The 15,145-nt window shown below is 59.9% G+C and carries 16 protein-coding genes and 1 pseudogene; 7 read left to right on the top strand and 10 right to left on the bottom strand.

From position 1 onward, the window contains the following. Positions 1–31: 31 nt before the first annotated feature. Together OKW26_RS02340 and OKW26_RS02335 are read right to left on the bottom strand one after the other, a co-directional pair. The gene (locus OKW26_RS02340) at positions 32–331 is read right to left on the bottom strand and encodes an addiction module antidote protein (protein WP_429352561.1); all 300 of its coding nucleotides are present in this window, start codon (positions 329–331) and stop codon (positions 32–34) included. Positions 332–334: 3 nt separating this feature from the next. Continuing rightward, on the bottom strand, positions 335–652 hold the full coding sequence (locus tag OKW26_RS02335; protein WP_429352560.1) for a type II toxin-antitoxin system RelE/ParE family toxin: 318 nt from the start codon (positions 650–652) through the stop codon (positions 335–337). Between the two features lie 44 nt (positions 653–696). On the opposite strand from OKW26_RS02335, the gene OKW26_RS02330 reads away from it, so the two are divergent. The 4 genes from OKW26_RS02330 to OKW26_RS02315 are packed head-to-tail and all read left to right on the top strand — an operon-like array spanning position 697 to position 3,030. After that, the gene (locus tag OKW26_RS02330; RefSeq protein WP_429352559.1) at positions 697–1,452 is read left to right on the top strand and encodes a hypothetical protein; all 756 of its coding nucleotides are present in this window, start codon (positions 697–699) and stop codon (positions 1,450–1,452) included. Further along, positions 1,443–2,195, top strand: a complete 753-nt coding sequence (locus OKW26_RS02325) for a hypothetical protein (RefSeq protein ID WP_429352558.1) — start codon at positions 1,443–1,445, stop codon at positions 2,193–2,195. The genes OKW26_RS02330 and OKW26_RS02325 overlap by 10 nt, the downstream gene beginning before the upstream one ends. Continuing rightward, on the top strand, positions 2,195–2,500 hold the full coding sequence (locus tag OKW26_RS02320; RefSeq protein WP_429352557.1) for a holin: 306 nt from the start codon (positions 2,195–2,197) through the stop codon (positions 2,498–2,500). Before OKW26_RS02325 ends, OKW26_RS02320 begins: the two co-directional genes overlap by 1 nt. Next, a complete protein-coding gene (locus tag OKW26_RS02315; protein ID WP_429352556.1) occupies positions 2,497–3,030 on the top strand; it encodes a lysis system i-spanin subunit Rz in 534 nt (177 codons plus the stop codon). Before OKW26_RS02320 ends, OKW26_RS02315 begins: the two co-directional genes overlap by 4 nt. Before the next feature lie 621 nt (positions 3,031–3,651). Here OKW26_RS02315 and OKW26_RS02310 read toward each other — a convergent pair. From OKW26_RS02310 to OKW26_RS02300, 3 genes and pseudogenes are all read right to left on the bottom strand, one after another. After that, positions 3,652–4,836 (bottom strand): hypothetical protein, encoded by a 1,185-nt coding sequence (locus tag OKW26_RS02310; RefSeq protein WP_429352555.1) that lies wholly within the window; start codon positions 4,834–4,836, stop codon positions 3,652–3,654. Positions 4,837–5,944: 1,108 nt separating this feature from the next. Further along, the gene (locus tag OKW26_RS02305) at positions 5,945–6,748 is read right to left on the bottom strand and encodes an SDR family NAD(P)-dependent oxidoreductase (RefSeq protein ID WP_429352554.1); all 804 of its coding nucleotides are present in this window, start codon (positions 6,746–6,748) and stop codon (positions 5,945–5,947) included. 119 nt (positions 6,749–6,867) lie between these two features. Beyond that, positions 6,868–7,068: pseudogene (locus OKW26_RS02300) on the bottom strand (SDR family NAD(P)-dependent oxidoreductase); the annotation flags it as partial. A 237-nt stretch (positions 7,069–7,305) separates the two neighbouring features. Here OKW26_RS02300 and OKW26_RS02295 point away from each other — a divergent pair. The 3 genes from OKW26_RS02295 (at position 7,306) to OKW26_RS02285 (ending at position 9,935) form a co-directional block, all read left to right on the top strand. After that, complete coding sequence (locus OKW26_RS02295) at positions 7,306–8,553, top strand: phosphotransferase (RefSeq protein ID WP_429352553.1); 1,248 nt, start codon at positions 7,306–7,308, stop codon at positions 8,551–8,553. A 229-nt stretch (positions 8,554–8,782) separates the two neighbouring features. Next, a complete protein-coding gene (locus tag OKW26_RS02290) occupies positions 8,783–9,016 on the top strand; it encodes a hypothetical protein (protein ID WP_260321270.1) in 234 nt (77 codons plus the stop codon). A 43-nt stretch (positions 9,017–9,059) separates the two neighbouring features. Next, the gene (locus OKW26_RS02285) at positions 9,060–9,935 is read left to right on the top strand and encodes an enoyl-CoA hydratase-related protein (RefSeq protein ID WP_429352552.1); all 876 of its coding nucleotides are present in this window, start codon (positions 9,060–9,062) and stop codon (positions 9,933–9,935) included. 18 nt (positions 9,936–9,953) lie between these two features. Here OKW26_RS02285 and OKW26_RS02280 read toward each other — a convergent pair whose 3' ends face one another. From OKW26_RS02280 to OKW26_RS02260, 5 genes are all read right to left on the bottom strand, one after another. Beyond that, complete coding sequence (locus tag OKW26_RS02280; RefSeq protein ID WP_429352551.1) at positions 9,954–11,534, bottom strand: AMP-binding protein; 1,581 nt, start codon at positions 11,532–11,534, stop codon at positions 9,954–9,956. Then, positions 11,531–12,379: an alpha/beta fold hydrolase gene (locus OKW26_RS02275; RefSeq protein ID WP_184032183.1), complete on the bottom strand. Its 849-nt coding sequence runs from the start codon at positions 12,377–12,379 to the stop codon at positions 11,531–11,533. Before OKW26_RS02275 ends, OKW26_RS02280 begins: the two co-directional genes overlap by 4 nt. A gap of 48 nt (positions 12,380–12,427) precedes the next feature. Continuing rightward, entirely contained in the window at positions 12,428–13,345 is a 918-nt protein-coding gene (locus OKW26_RS02270; protein WP_429352550.1) for an NmrA/HSCARG family protein, read from the bottom strand. 263 nt (positions 13,346–13,608) lie between these two features. Continuing rightward, positions 13,609–14,682, bottom strand: a complete 1,074-nt coding sequence (locus OKW26_RS02265) for a phytanoyl-CoA dioxygenase family protein (RefSeq protein ID WP_429352549.1) — start codon at positions 14,680–14,682, stop codon at positions 13,609–13,611. Beyond that, a complete protein-coding gene (locus OKW26_RS02260; RefSeq protein ID WP_429352548.1) occupies positions 14,633–15,061 on the bottom strand; it encodes a carboxymuconolactone decarboxylase family protein in 429 nt (142 codons plus the stop codon). Before OKW26_RS02260 ends, OKW26_RS02265 begins: the two co-directional genes overlap by 50 nt. Positions 15,062–15,145 lie beyond the last annotated feature (84 nt).

Below are 15,145 nucleotides of genomic sequence, written 5' to 3'. Positions count from 1 at the left end.
CCTCAGCATCAACACACGGCGCAGGCGTCCCTTAAACATGAGATCTCGAGCCGTGCAGTTGCAGCCCCAGCGCCTTGATGACTTTCAGGATTGTCCCGAAGCTCGGATTGCCGTCGCTCGACAGCGCCTTGTACAGTCCCTCGCGCGTCAGGCCCGTGTCGCGCGCGACTTGCGCCATACCTCGTGCGCGGGCAATAACGCCCAGTGCATGCGCGATAAATGTCGGGTCATCACCGCCTTCGAGCAAACAGGCCTCGAAATATTCGGCCATGTCGTCTTCGGTCCTCAGGTGTTCGGCCGAATCCCACGGCCGGGTTTTGATCTTTTCCATCATTCACTCCGTATCAAGGTTCGGCAGCATCCTGTGCGCGGCTTTGATATCTGCGGACTGGGTCGATTTGTCGCCACCACACAGCAGGATCACCAACACCGCACCGCGCTGCACGTAATAGACCCGGTATCCAGGCCCGTGATCGATGCGCATTTCTGTGACCGGTGCGCCCGCCGAATTCGTGTCGCCAGGGTTGCCCATCGCCAGCCGGTCAATGCGGGCCTGAATGCGGCGCTTTGCAATCCGGTCTTTCAGACCATCAAACCAAGCGTCGAAAACTTCGGTTGTTCGAATATTCAGCATGGAGAGAGTGTAATCCATGGTTCACGTTATGTCAACCACAGTTCACAACAGGCGGCGCGAAGATGAGGGTTTCTGACGTACTGCGCGAACTGGGGCGGCCGATCGCCTATTACCCGTTCCTCTCCCGCTATTTTGGCGGGGTGAACGCTGCGGTGCTTTTCTGCCAGATCTTCTACTGGCAGGACAAGGCAATGAGCGAATTCGGCGTGCACAAATCCTCTGCCGAGTTGGAGGACGAGACAGGCCTCTCCTACGAGGAACAGCGCTCGGCGCGCGCTTCTTTGCGTGCGACAGGCGTGCTGGTCGAGACCGAGAAGCGCATCGAACACAAGATCTACTTCCGCATCGATGAGGACGCGCTTGAACGTCTGCTTGAGGCGGGGCCGGTGGCGAAGAAGGCGCGTAAGGCGAGTTCGCCGAAGTCGAAAAAGCCCGTTTCCCCAACTGGTGAAAGCCCAGTCCCCGAAATGGGAAAAGTCCATTCCGGGGAACAGGAAAAGTCCATTCCGGGAAATGGGGAAAGTCCAGTTCGCGGAACGGGGAAAGTCCATCCCCCGAACTGGGAAAACCCGCCTCCGCCAACCGGCCAAACCCCTGTCCGGGGAGAGGGAAAAGTCCATTCCGTTAACGAATGGGTGACTACAGCAGAGACTACAGCAACAGCAACGCGCGCGAGCGATGCTGTGGACAACTCTGCTGCCGCTGCTGCTGATTCGAAAAACGAAAAGCCGAACCCCGAACTCGAGTTCACCGAGTTGTTGATCGAACTGGAACGGCAGCGTGGCAAGACGCTGACGATCGACCGCAGGTGTTTGTGAATCTGGCGCTGAAGTCGACTCGCAGCGTGCGCGGGAACCGGGCATCGATGTTTCACGGTGGATGGTTCACGGTCACGCGGTTGTACGGCCCGGTTCGCGAGTCGCATCTGAGGGGCGAATTGGGCCGCGGCTACATCTGGGCTGACATCGAAATTCCTGACGACCTGCGTGATCACGTTTCGGTCGCTGGCTTCAACGCAGACGGAACGATCCGCGTACAGGTAGCAGTGTCGATAGACGAAGTTATCAGGGATGCCATTGCACCCGCGCTCGCCATCCTGCCATCTGCGATGGACTCGCGGCCCGCTCGCGTCATGCTGATGGCAATCGGGCTGCAGGAGAGTCACTTCGAGGCTCGCCGACAGATGAACGGTGGTCCAGCCCGTGGCTTCTGGCAGTTCGAGCAGGGCACGGCGAAGTCGCGCGGCGGCGTGTGGGGCGTCTACCTGCACGATGCGAGCCGCTACTGGCTGAACGTGCTGTGCGAGGCACGTCATGTCGCGTTCGATCCGGCCGCGATCTACGGGGCGCTCGAGCACGACGATGTGCTTGCCGCTGGTGTCGCGCGGCTGCTCCTCTTCACGGACCCGCCGAAGCTGCCGGCGGCCGATGATGCGGCTGGCGCGTGGGCGGTCTATCTACGGACGTGGCGGCCAGGCAAGCCCCGACCGGAGTCATGGCCGGAGTTCCATCGGCAGGCGGTCGGCGCCGTCGGTCCCGATCGGAATGCAGGGGAGACGTGATGCAACTGAACGAGCACGAAAAGGAGCTCTTGACGCTGTTCGGTGTGGGGGCTGTGATCGGTTTCGCCAAGTGGCTGTTGAGCGGCGAACGCTTCGAGGTGCGGGTTGTGGCCGGGCGGATCATTATCGGTGCGGGCCTGTCCATGAGCGCCGGGGCCGCGCTGACTGTTTTTCCGGATCTTCCGGCGACGGGCCTGGTCGGCATCGCTTCGGCGCTAGGCATTTGCGGGCAAGTAGTGCTTGAGGCCGTTGTGCACAAGTACATCGGAAAGCTTCCCGGCGATCGCGACGAGGGGAGCAGATGAACTGGAAAGCACTTATCGCGGGTTTTGTGCTCGGCTGCGGTATTGCCGGCATCGCGCAGCAATGGCGGCTCGGCGGGCAGATTGCCAGCGCAGGGACTGATCTTGCGAACGCACAGCAGCAACACGAGGCTGAACTGAGAGCGATTTCCGATATGGCCGCCTCGGCGGCCGACGCCGCGCTCGCAGAAACCGTGCGTGCGGCATCGGCCGTCGCCGCGGTCGAACTAATCTATCGAACGGAACAAACGAATGCTCAAAAGACGATCGATGCTCTACGCGCCGATGTGCGCGCTGGCGATGTCCGGCTGCGCGTCGCAACTGCCAGTTGCACCGCTTCAGCCGGTGGCAGTGGCGTGCCCGGTGCTGGCGCCGCCGCCGGCGGAACTGATGGAACCGGAACAGCCGAACTTGACGGATCGACTGCTGACGCTATTCTCGGCATCACCGGGGACGGCGACAGGACAATCCGGAAACTGACAGCGTTGCAGGACTACGCGCGCGAAGCACTGCGCGTGTGCGGGATCCACTAGCGAAAAGAAAGTTCTGCTCCCTATGCTGGAGCGACAGTTGGGAGACGAACATGGGTCTTTCCCGAAAATGCAACGTGGAATGCAACTACAACGAGGAAGGCCCGCCAATAGATGGGATCGCGCCCGGTTGGTGCAGGCAGGGACCGGTCGATGACGTATTCATGTGGTTTGACAAGGCCACGTTCAATTTCGAGAACAGGTCGAACACGCCGAAGCTTGCGACGGTTAGAAGAACGCTCGAGCCAGACGGCCTCATCCAGGAATACCAATTTCGGGTGGACAATCGGGGAGGCCGCGTCTACTCCATCCTGTGGTGCGCGGAACAAGATCAGGGCATCTTGGATCTCGTTAGTGTCATCGAGAGTCCGATGGACGGCGGTTTGGAGGCGTTCGACCAGATGGAATACGTCAACGACGCTCCGTATCCAAGAATCATCAACCACAGCCCGCATTGGGTATATGTCAGCGCTTACGCTCGCGATAACGGCGGGGGCGAACCTCGGGAGCTTCGAAAAGAGACTGCACCACCATCGGCGATCGAACGATCGGGAACGCGTGGACCTGTTTGTCAGAACAGCGGCCGCTCTGCGGCGACCGATCAGACATCACTAAGTTCGTACTTCAGTGTCCACGCACGAAAGGCAAGAGATTTTTGTCAACGAAATGATTTGGTCGCCACCCGGACAAGAGTTTATCGATCACAAAAGTGTCCGCGATTCCTGACACCACCCCGATGCCCAGCCCTGCGAGCCCGAGCGCGGTGGTCAACGCATATCGAATACTTTTGACGGCGATGCCCTGAGTCCAGGGTTCGGCTGCGATGTCGCGGATGTAGGCGTGGACCAAATTCTCATCGGGGTTTGCCGCCCCGAGCCAGTTCCTGAATCGATCGCCCTTGTCCAACAAGCGGAAAAAGTCTTCGATCGAGCGCTCTCCCGAGTCGATCGCTTCACATAAGCTGGGGGCGTTGGGAAGCAGAACATCGACAAACTGTTGACGGGATTCTGAGTTCAACTGAGAACGCCGCAGCAACTCGGCGTACCGCACGCGGATAATCGACGACGCGACGCTGGATGTTACAAAATCGCCGGCATAGTGCGACGCCATTGCCAAGTCTGCGCGCGCTTCCAAAATGTTAGTTAAAAGATGCGCGACTGTGATCGCCTCCATCGGCGGTGTCATCTTCGCACGATGCGAGTTGATGGCGCTAAAGTCAATATTTGAAAACGCACAATAACCTTGTTCTGTGTCCAAGAGGTCGAACTGCAAATCCTCGTTTGATCGATATCCCGGGGTCAACGCCGCGATAGCCTGCTGGATGGCTTCGCGTACAAACTCGGCATCGGAAAGATCGCGCCTCGCGGCGGTAACAATCCCTCCCTTCAGAAAATGGTTTCCCGAGTACGTACGATTTGGAATGTGAAGAGAAGACCACTTAGAAAACTCCCTAGCCGCCTTTCGGGGAATTCCTTGACGTTCGAGTTCGAACGCCAAGCGTTCCTCGGGCGAATTAAGCCTCTTGTTCTGGTCACCTGTGAACGAGACCGCTACGTAGTTGTAAAACTGCGTTACGCCCACCGACGTGCTGTGTGTACCAAGGGTCTCCTCACAATAGACGCTTGATAGTTCCGGACGTTGCAACAGTTGTCTAAGGCACTTAATTCCGACCTGCTTGACCAGTTGGAACAACGTCCCACGATCGATCACAAGCTGCACTTTTTGATAGTAGAGCAGCGCTTCCGCGACTTGGCCGGCGGTCACTGGCGACCCGCCTTCAGCCCTGCGCAAGACAACGTGTTCAAACATAGATTGTCCAGTTTTATGATGAACATCCGCTTCTTCGGATCGAAGACGGTCGTTCCTGTTCTCGCGAGGGCCAAGGGCAGAAGAGCCCGGCAAACGGCCCATTTCGCCGTCATTCTATAGGGGAGCGCCGCCCTTCGGCGTCTCTGCGTCGACTCGGGATCCGTACTTTTCACGAACGACGGCCGAGAGACTCTGATCAGGCTCCAGACACGAGCGGCTGATAGCGGGGCGGAATCGATCTTAGTATGTCTGGCTGAGCACCCAGCCGAAGGGCAGAAAATGGTCGAACCGAGACGGACGTTCTGACACCGCCGGTCACATTCAGGTCAAAACTTCTTCGGTTTAGCGGTGTGCGGCTCTCTTTCTTCGTCGCCGTCATCCGCTCCGGTGGCCCGCACCCAATGCACGCATCCGCGCTCTGGCTGTGCTTGCACCTGCTTCTGCTCGTTCCACAGGCATAGGGCATGTGATCCGCCCGCAACGTCGCCGCCCCAATGTTCGCAAAGACGGCAGGGGCGGTCGGTCACAGCGTCGGGATATCGAAATTGAGTCACGCCAATATGCTGTATAAAAACACAGTATATCCCGGATTCCGGTTGCGCCGGCGCAGTGAGCAACCGCCTTCGGGCGGCTTTGCTGCCGCCCTTTTCCTTAATCGCGCCGAACCCTAAACCATTTCCGCAATTCAGAACGGGTCCTTGCTGGGATTGGCTTTCGGGGCACCCGTTTTAAGCTGTTTGCGGAACTGTAAATCATCTAACCCCTTGATTTATAGTCAGTAGTGTTTGGTCTTCAAACCCAGTTGAGGGCGTCAGACGCTCTCGGGTCGGTTCGACTCCGGCTGCCTTCCGCCAGTCATGGCTTCCCGGGTGTTCCGGTACCTTTTAGGTGCAGTCGCGCAATCGGGCAGACGAAGCAGATGTGTGTGAGTCTGCGCAAGGTGACAGGCGCAAACGTGCGCTCGTGGGCCGCGTTGCCATCGGGTCGCACGTTCAGGAACAGTTGTCTTCATGTCACGCCCCGGGGCGTGGGTGGCGCGCGAATCGGCGCGGTCCGCGCAAGGATATCGGTGATGATCATCGCGAGCGAACATGGTCGTGGAGTCCGCCTAGCTGATCGTGAAGCCGCCGTCCGCTGCGATGATCTGCCCGGTGACATAGCTTGCGGCAGGGCTTGCGAGAAAGAATACGCTCTGTGCAACCTCGATCGGGGCGGCCATTCGTCCCATCGGAATCCGTCCTGCGCCTACGATCGGGCCTCGAATCTTGAACGTCGCGCTGATGTTCTTGCCGCCCTCGCTGGCCATGCCGCCTGGAAGGATTGAATTGACGCGGATTCCGTCGGCCGCGAACTCGCTGGCCAGTGATCGCGTGATGCTGTCCACGCCGGCCTTCGCGGCGTCGTAATGGGCGTTGACGCCCCACAGCGTGGGTCGAAGCGCGCCAACGGAGGAGATGTTGACGATCGAGCCGCCGCCGTTCGCCTTCATGCGCGTGATAGCCTCTCGGCAACACAGGAACGTCCCCCGCAGCGTGACGTCTTGCATCTGGTCCCATTGTTCGACGGACATTTCAAAGAATTCGGCCTTCGAACGGTGCGCCGCGTTGTTGATCAGAATGTCGACACCGCCAAACTTCGTATCGACGGCTGCGAATAGTGCCTTGACGGATGCTTCGTCGGCCACGTCGACTTGGCATGGCATCGCAATGCCGCCGTCCGCATTGATATCCGACGCTGTTGCAGACGCGGCATCGGGGTTCAAGTCGGCAATCACGACCTTGGCGCCGGCCTCGGCGAGCAGTCGCGCAGTCTCGCGACCGAGACCTTGCGCAGAGCCGGTAACAACGGCGGTCTTGCCCGTGAGATTGAACCTCTGCGCGAGGTGCGCGCCGATCTGTGTTTCACTAAACATGGAATGCTCCGTTTTGAGTGTCGATGAAGGTCGCGCTGTTCGGTTCGCTTCAGTCTGGCTGCGCTGACCTGATTGAACAACGCAATCACGGAGGCTTCACGTTCCACGTCTGCCTCGATAGCGATTGCTTCGCCGCCCGCCGAAACGATCTTGTCGACGACCGATTGCATGTGCGCTGCGCTGTGATCGGCGACTACGACCCGTGCGCCAGCCTCGGCCAGTACAGGGGCGATATCGATGCTGGAATTGCATCCCTTGTCAGTCACGACAGCGATTTTTCCGCTGATGCCGAATGGCCGCTCAAGCAAGGATGTGGTCATCGAGTTATCTCCAGGGGGCTGCGTGTCGTTTTTTACGAATTCTAGCGACAACGTCCGACGCGCAATGGTTACCGTGGGGAACAATTAGAGTGAACTGGTTTCACTAATCCCGCGCTCTAACGAACGGCAGGAATGAAGCGACTCAGCGCGGTGCTAGCGGGCCTCGTCGAAACGGTGAGCGAAAATACGCACATCGTTCTAAAAACGCCACGATAATACCAGCCGGGATTTCCCTCGTTGCGGGTCTTCAGGCGTGCCGCGCAACATGCGCGTAGAGAACGTCGCTCCGGCAATGATGACGTCGGCACGAACGCACATACAACTTCACAGGAAGGCGCCAAGATGAGTGTTGCGAAAAGAAGCCCCGCCCAGATGGAATCGCACCGACCGCAGCCAGATACCGGCACGCTTCCTTTGCAGGTTGAGGACATCACCTCTTCGTGGCTGACGTCGGCGCTCGCGCGCAGCCATGAAGGGGTAGCCGTCGAATCACTGGCCATCGACGAGGTGATGTACGGCACGGCTACCAAAGTCAGGGTGCGTCTTGCTTACAACGCAACAGGGCGCGAGCTTCGCTTGCCGGAGTCTCTGATCGTCAAGGGCGGTTTCGTTCCCGAGTACCGGAACCTGAACGCCTACATATACGAATACGAGGCGAAGTTCTTCAAGGAAGTCCATCCCTGCTTGCGTGCAAATGTGCCTGCCTGCTTCTATGCAGAGACCGACAGTCGAAGCGGGCAGTCGATCGTGATCCTCGAGGATCTACGTTCACGGGAAGTGGAATTCTGTCGCGTGCAGCGGACGCTGACGTTTGCGCAGGCGGCGGCAAACCTGGACGCGCAAGCGCGGTGGCACGCGCAGTTCTGGCAATCGCCTGCGCTCGAAAGCGATGGCGAACTGGCGTGGCTCGCGTCGCAAGACCCGCTGCCCGATGGCGAGTCCGGCACCTATCACTGGGGTCAGTTGAAACCCGAGGTGTTCGCCAGCTATACACAGTTGCCGCGCGGGGCCGCCGTGCCAAAGCGGTTTCACGATCGTGACTGGATGGAGCGGGCGCTCCTCGATCTGCGCGCTTTCGACCGCATCGGGCCGATGACGTTTCTCCATGGCGATGTTCACCTCGGAAACCTGTATTTCGACCGCGACGGAACGCCCGGCTTTCTCGACTGGCAGTCATATCGACGCGGACCGTGGGCTCATGACGTCACGTACTTCCTGATATCGGCTCTGGATATCGCGGATCGGCCGAGATGGGAGCGCGCGTTGCTCGAATACTATCTTGAGCGGCTCGCCTTTCACGGCGTCAACAACCCGCCGTCATTTGAAAGCGCGCTAGATGCCTACCGGCGCCACATCGTCTATGGGCTGTTCTTCTGGCTCGTGAATCCGGTGGAGTGGCAGGTCGAAGTCAACAATTGTGCAGTCGCGCCTCGGTTCGCGATGGCGGCACTCGATCACGAGATTCATGACCTCATGGGCCGATAACCCACCAGGCGTTGAGCGACACGCACTTGACGTCGCCACTTCCGCGGGAGTACATTTTTACGATCGATATTCAAAAATGTGAATGGCGGGGAATAGTAAAGGAGGCAAAGCATGTCGGAAATGGTCGCTCGACGCAGCACAACCTGGCCCAGCGTGTATGCGTGGGCAGGGCTCGGTGCGCTTTTCGCTTTTGCACAAATCCGCACCTACGCTGTTTCCATCTGCTTTCGTGGCGTCGGCCTTCCTTCTGCTGAACGTCGACGAAGACGGATATACGGCCATCGAGCGAGGTGTCGATCGTGTCGGTTGCCATCCAGCGGTGCGCACGGCGCTTCGGGTGCTGGCTTTCATCGCGTTTTGCAACATACTGAATCTGGCCTACACGAGCGCGATGGGTGTGCACGCGCTGTATGCCGCTCCGTGGCCGGCGGATATGCCGAGCTGGCTTGCTAACAACCGTTAGGCGCACAGTGCCCGCCATCGTCAAACGCCACAGCGGATAACCGATGACGCATTGCAAGCCGCATCGCTTCGCCGACGTCGAGTATCGTGTAGAAGACGAAATCGCTATCGTCACGATGAGCCATCCGCCAGTCAACGGATTAGGTCTCGGAATCCGTCGCGGACTCGTTGCCGCGTTTGAAGCGGCCCGGTGCGACGCGCGGGTTCGCGCGATCGTACTCAATGGCAGTGGACGCGGCTTTTCCGCGGGAGGTGATATTCGCGAGTTCGGCACTTCCGCTGCCACAGCTTGGCCAGCATTGTCGCTGCACGTTCATGCGGTGATCGAGGCGAGCGACAAGCCGGTTGTAGCCGCTATCCACGGGTTTGCCATTGGCGGTGGTCTGGAAACCGCGTTGGTGTGCCACTACCGTGTGGTCGCGGACAATGCGCAGATCGGTCTGCCCGAATGCAAGCTCGGCGTGATCCCTTTGTCCGGCACGCAGCGCTTGCCGCGTGTGCTGGGCTTCGCGAAGTCGATCGAATTCATTCTTGGTGCTCAAATCGTGCGCGCAGGAACCTTCCGGGGCACCGCGTTATTTGACCGGATCGTCGATGGCGATGAGCATGAAATGTCGCGCCTTGCGATCGAGCTTGCGCGTGAGAAGATAGGCGGTACATCGTTGCCATTGATTCGCCGGTTGCCATTGCCTGATGGCGATCCGGTTTCCATTGTCGCTGAAGCGCGCTCACGCCTCAGCTGTAGCGATGCAGTAGAAAGCCAGTGTCTGGATGCCATCGCCGCGGCAGCCGAGTCGCCCGATTTCGATGCCGGCATGGCCGCAGCGCGTGCGATCCACGATCGGCTCGTTTCGTCCGATCAAGCGTCAATGCAACGAGATCGGTTTTTCAAGTCGCGCCGGGACGGCTCCGCTCGATAAGCACCAGCTGATTTGCTACTACGCGGAAAGTTGCTTGCGCAGATCGCCTTTTCGCACCTTTCCCGAAGGCGTGCGCGGCAGCTCTGCAACGATGCAAAGTTGCTCGGGCGTCTTTTGCTTCGCCACGCCCGCGCCGGCAAAGTGGGTCTGGACTGCGATCAGGTCGAGCGACGTGCGTTCGTGCAAGACGACGACCGCACAGACTCTTTCTCCATATCGTGCGTCTGGCTGCGCCACGACGGCGACATCGCGCACGGCCGGGTGAGTGGCAAGTACTCGCTCTACTTCGAGCGACGATATATTTTCTCCTCCGCGAATCACGATGTCCTTCTTTCGGTCCGTGATGGTCAGGCAGCCGTTTGCGTCGAGACGGCCGATATCGCCGGTCCGGAACCATCCGTCGTGAGTGAACGCGGTCGCATTGAGCGCCGGGTCGGTGTAGCCGACAAACAGCTCCGGTCCCTTGATCAGAATCTCGCCGTCGCGTCCGGCAGGCAGGTCGCTGTCCAACTCGTCGACAACGCGCACCTGCGAGCCGGGTTGAATGCGACCGTCCGTGCAGGCCCGGATATCAAAAGGCGAATCGGCCCAGCCGACACTCACTGTCGAATGCTCGGTCAGCCCGTACGCGCGGGTTCCCGCGAAGCCGGCCCGATCGGCCATGGCGACGTGCTCGGGCGTGACACCCGTGCCGCCGAGACCGTAAGAAGCGAGGGACGCCAGGCTGCGCCCGTCGCGGCGGGCGGCTTCGAGGAGCCCCTGGAGATGAAACGGTGTGCCGCCCGAGAGGCGCACGCGATACTGATCGACCAGTCGCGCGGCAAGCGAGGCGTCCCATCGGTCCATGAACACCATCTCGGTGCCTGTAATGAATGGACGCAACAGGAAATTGAAGCCTGCAATATGGCCAGCAGGGAAGGGCGTGAGATACGGCCCAGGCCCGTCGATGAACGGAATCTGCCACTCTGCGCCTACTGTGCGATGAGAGTGCTGCACGCCTTTGGGCGAAGCTGTCGTTCCTGACGTGTACAGCAGCAGGCAGATGTCTTCCGACGTTGGCGGGTCAGCAGGGCGTTGTTCATGCGTTGTCGCGGCGAGTCGTTGCAGCGCGCCAAACGTGATGCCGTTCGAGGGCGCCCGATCGCCAACGACGATCACGCGCTCGAGGTCGGGCGTGTCGCCGAGCGCGGCGACACGCTCCAGGTAGTCGGTTCGGGACCAGAAATCGGGCACGCACAGAACGCGGGCGCGGGATTGTCGAAGGATGAAGCCGACTTCGGCGGGACCGTAGATGTGTACGATCGGCACGAGTACCGCACCGATCTCCAGTGCAGCCAGATACAGAAGCGCAGTCTCGCGCTGTGTGGGAAGCTGTATCGCGATCACATCGCCTCGACGCAGACCGATGGCTGTGAGGGACTTGCCAATCTCTTTCGCGTCGTGCAGCAGCGACTCGGTGGTGCAAGTGTAGGCACCGGCTTGGGTATGAAAATGGAGCGACGTCGCGCCGTGCTTTTCGACGGCGCGCGCAATCAGGCCCGCAAGAGGCAAACCGCTCGACCACGGCGCAGTTTTCGATTCGCGCAGAATGGAATTCATGCTAGCAAGGCTCGCAAGAGGCTCACCAGCGCAAGTGGCTGGTCAAGCATCATGTGATGGCCTGCGCGTGGCATCGTGATCGGACCCTTCGCGCCGGGGATCGCAGCTACGATGCGGCGCGCGCGATCGGCGCTGACCACGCTGCTGCACTCGGCATGCACGTAGCTGACGGGAACCGCGATGCGGGTCAGCAGGTCTTCTTCGCCTTCGACCGGCTGGAGATTCCGCAACTTCGGGTCGAAGCGCCATACCCAGCCGTCGGCGGTTTGACGAAGTGATGTCCGCGCGAGATGCTCGAGCAGCCACGGCTCGCAATCTTGTTCCGGGATGAGTCGAAAGCGACTGAGTGCAGTATGCCAGTCCGGATAGGGACGGGGCGGCGGGCGTCGTTCCACTGCAGGCAAGGTTTCGCCGCGTAGCATGAAATACGAATCGAGCACGACTGCATGCGAGAGACGATCGGGAAAGGTCGCGCACGCCTGGAGTAGACGCGATCCGCCGAAACTGTGGCCCACCGCGACACACGGTCCAGAGCCGATTGCATCCACGACAGCGACGAGGTCGCGCACGAAAACGTCGGCGCTGTATTCCTGCCTGTAGGCGCTGTCGCCCATGCCGCGGAAATCCAGAGCAAAGACGCGAAAGCGATCGGTGAAGAAGGGCGCAATGAAGTCCCACCAGTGCGTGTGCCCGAGAAAACCGTGTGCGAAGACAAGTGGCGGCTTACCGGTGTCTGCGGCGTTCCAGGAGACATAATGGACAGTCACCCCGCCGCCTTCGGTGAAGTGAGATCGACGCGGCTGGGCCATGGCGTGATCGAACCATGAGGGGACACGATCATTCATTGCGGATTTTCCATTACCTGAGGCTTGCACACGCGGTCCACCGACCAGCTATGCGAGTACGATGTGCTGTCGATTCGCATCGATCCAGTCCACCATCGGGGTGAGCTGGACACCACGTTTGGAAAGCGAATCGATATCGACGCGGTACCCGACCGCGTTGATCCATTCCTGTGCATTCACCCATCCGGGTGCGAGACCCTTTGCTCGAGCTTCATCCGGTGACACGTGCGAAACGTTGATCTGTGCGCCCAGAACGTTGTTCAGGCGATTCGCAACTTCAGACATCGTGAGCTTTTCCGACGCCAGCGGCACGGTCTCACCGTGCCAGCGTTGCGGATCGTTTAGCGCGCTGGCCGCGAGCGCGCCCACGTCGTCGGCGGCAATCCAGTCGAGTCGTGCGTCGGGTAGCAACGCGCTGAGCAGCAAGCCTTCGCGCAGGTGCGGAAACATCGCGCCCGCTTTCGGCTCAGCGAGATTGTCCATCATGAATGCCGGTTGCAAGACCGTCCACGATTCGAAACCCGCGGCGCGAACGGCCTCTTCCACGTCCCATTTGTCCGTCCAGTATTTTCGGTTCCAACGTTTCTCGCTCCAGCCAGGAAACGTCTCATGATTGCCGGCCTGCGCCACGGAGGTGTGAACGAACTGCGGGACCTCCGCGTTGCGCGCTGCGTTGACGAGCGCAAAACCCTGGCGGCGTTCCCTGTCGCTGCGATCAAAATCAGGCAGGAGAACGGAGAAGACGGAACCGACGCCCTCCATCGCTTTTGCGAGCAAGTCGCGCTCGTCCAGATCTCCCCGTAGCGCCTGCGCATTCATTTCGACGAGTGCCCGCGCAGCCGGCGAGTCTGGATTTCGTGTCAGGAAGCGTACCTTGCGTCCAGCCGCAAGAAGATGGCGAGCCGCGGCGCCTCCTTGTACGCCAGTGGCGCCGATGACGAGTACCGCGGCGGATGAATCGATCATGACTTGTCCCGAGGTCGAACGTTAGACGTTGGCCAGGCGTGTCACGCCTGGGCGGCTTGCGCGCGATGCCGCTAACCCTGTGACAGTCATTGCAGGCTCGCGGCCTGGTGCTCACAAGCATTCGTTCCGATATTAGCACGATGTTCATAAAACCGCGAGCAAAGGCTGCCCGTGATCGATGCTTCAGAATTGCCAGGCCAAAGGGCAAGGCGAATGGCGCGAGGCGCAAAGACGAAGCTTCGTCTTTGCGCCTGACACGACGATCAATGCTGCGGGCGCAGCGTTTGAACGAGGCCGGCTTCATGTGCAACGATCACCTCGGATCCCGGCTGATAAACCCCGGCAATTTCGTCTCCGCGCAGGCGATTGCCCTGGAGGCCGCGCAGATAACTCGTGTCGTTGAGTCGCAACACATGTTCACCATGCGCGTCGCGCACGACGATCTGGTCCGATGCGATCGACGTCAGCGTGCCCACATAGGGCAGCCGGGGCTCAAACGGGAAACTTCCGCCGTGCGGCAGGATGCGCGTGTCGAGTGACAGACGAAAACGGTCCGAATGATTGCTGAGACCAGAGTGCGGCGTGCGTCGGCTCATCAACAGGACGTCGCCCAAGCGGTAGTTCGTGCGGCGCCATGCGTCTTCTGGCACGCTCGCGAGATCGATAGGAACGATCTTGTCGCCGTCCTTCCTGTGCAGGCACGCAAGCTTATGCAATCCTTCCGCGACGGCCAGTCCGCCGACTTGCGCATCGATATCGCTGAGCGGAATCCAGCAGATGATGAAATCGAGGCGGTCACTGTAGATAGCATCTTCATGAATGAAGTCGAACCGTGTGCGGCTTTTGTCGATAGCGGGCGGCGAGGTGCGGTATTCGGTGAAAGGTACCCAATAAAGCGGTACGCCGAAGAGCCGCTGAAAGAATGCACGAACCGCGGGGTCTTCCATCACGGTGCGTGCCGCACGCTGCTCGTTCATCGCCTTCACGGGAAAAAAGCTGAAATTTTCGCGGTCTTTGCCAGTCCATCGCACGTCTCGGTCGTTGCGGTCCACGAAGCCGTTGCTGTCGAGGTGATCAACAAGCAGACCGCGCATGCGCTTCAGCGGCTCGTGGTCGAGAACGTCGCGAAAGAACAGGTAGCCGTCTTCGTTCCAGCGTTCTTGCAACTCGGCGTGATTGCCGAGCAGGTCATTGGAAACGTTGAATTCGCGCATCGTCGGCACGATATCCACGCCTGGTGTGCTCATAAATTGTCTCCTTTGGTCGCGGGGGCGCTCTGATGTCGGCTCACAGCAATCCGCGTTCTTCCGAAGTGCGGGTCGTGGTGTCGATGCCAAGTTCCCGCAGTGTCTCCAGAACGGCCGTGGTCGCGGAGGCGACGGCTGGGAACCCGGCATACGGAAGCGCCTGAATCAGCACCCCTTCGAGTTCGCGTGCGCTCAGACCGTTGCGCACGGCAATGCGGACGTGGTTCTTCAGTTCGAGCGTCTGCCGGCTCGCGATGAGAATGCCCAGCGTGACGAGGCTGCGCTGCTTGCGCTCGAGTTTGTCGTCGCCCCAGACATCCGCGAACGCGTAGTTGATGGCAAGGCGTGAAATGTCGGATCCAAAGCCGGTGGACTCGCTTGCGGCCTGTAAGCCGGCTGCTTTGTCTTCACCCATGATTTCGCCGAATACCTTTAAACCATAGGCAAGTTTTTCTTCGAGGCTCTTCACTTGTGTCTCCTGTTTAACCGCGGCGGCGCGGCTATTGATAGCGGATGCGACTCACCCGAGCCGTCTTGGTCATGGTTCGCATTG

The sequence above is a fragment of the Paraburkholderia sp. 32 genome (genome assembly GCF_050435345.1).
Taxonomy (GTDB): domain Bacteria; phylum Pseudomonadota; class Gammaproteobacteria; order Burkholderiales; family Burkholderiaceae; genus Paraburkholderia; species Paraburkholderia tuberum.
The sequence above is the reverse complement of the archived record's forward strand: the minus strand, read 5'-3'. Positions and strand labels throughout refer to the sequence as shown.

Excerpts from the sequence above, each read along its gene's own strand:
- OKW26_RS02335 (WP_429352560.1), bottom strand. The coding sequence starts at position 652 with ATGGATTACACTCTCTCCATGCTGAATATTCGAACAACCGAAGTTTTC.
- OKW26_RS02280 (WP_429352551.1), bottom strand. The coding sequence starts at position 11,534 with ATGAATTCCATTCTGCGCGAATCGAAAACTGCGCCGTGGTCGAGCGGT.
- OKW26_RS02305 (WP_429352554.1), bottom strand. The coding sequence starts at position 6,748 with ATGTTTAGTGAAACACAGATCGGCGCGCACCTCGCGCAGAGGTTCAAT.
- OKW26_RS02320 (WP_429352557.1), top strand. The coding sequence starts at position 2,195 with ATGCAACTGAACGAGCACGAAAAGGAGCTCTTGACGCTGTTCGGTGTG.
- OKW26_RS02330 (WP_429352559.1), top strand. The coding sequence starts at position 697 with ATGAGGGTTTCTGACGTACTGCGCGAACTGGGGCGGCCGATCGCCTAT.
- OKW26_RS02285 (WP_429352552.1), top strand. The coding sequence starts at position 9,060 with ATGACGCATTGCAAGCCGCATCGCTTCGCCGACGTCGAGTATCGTGTA.
- OKW26_RS02275 (WP_184032183.1), bottom strand. The coding sequence starts at position 12,379 with ATGAATGATCGTGTCCCCTCATGGTTCGATCACGCCATGGCCCAGCCG.
- OKW26_RS02270 (WP_429352550.1), bottom strand. The coding sequence starts at position 13,345 with ATGATCGATTCATCCGCCGCGGTACTCGTCATCGGCGCCACTGGCGTA.
- OKW26_RS02315 (WP_429352556.1), top strand. The coding sequence starts at position 2,497 with ATGAACTGGAAAGCACTTATCGCGGGTTTTGTGCTCGGCTGCGGTATT.
- OKW26_RS02340 (WP_429352561.1), bottom strand. The coding sequence starts at position 331 with ATGGAAAAGATCAAAACCCGGCCGTGGGATTCGGCCGAACACCTGAGG.
- OKW26_RS02310 (WP_429352555.1), bottom strand. The coding sequence starts at position 4,836 with ATGTTTGAACACGTTGTCTTGCGCAGGGCTGAAGGCGGGTCGCCAGTG.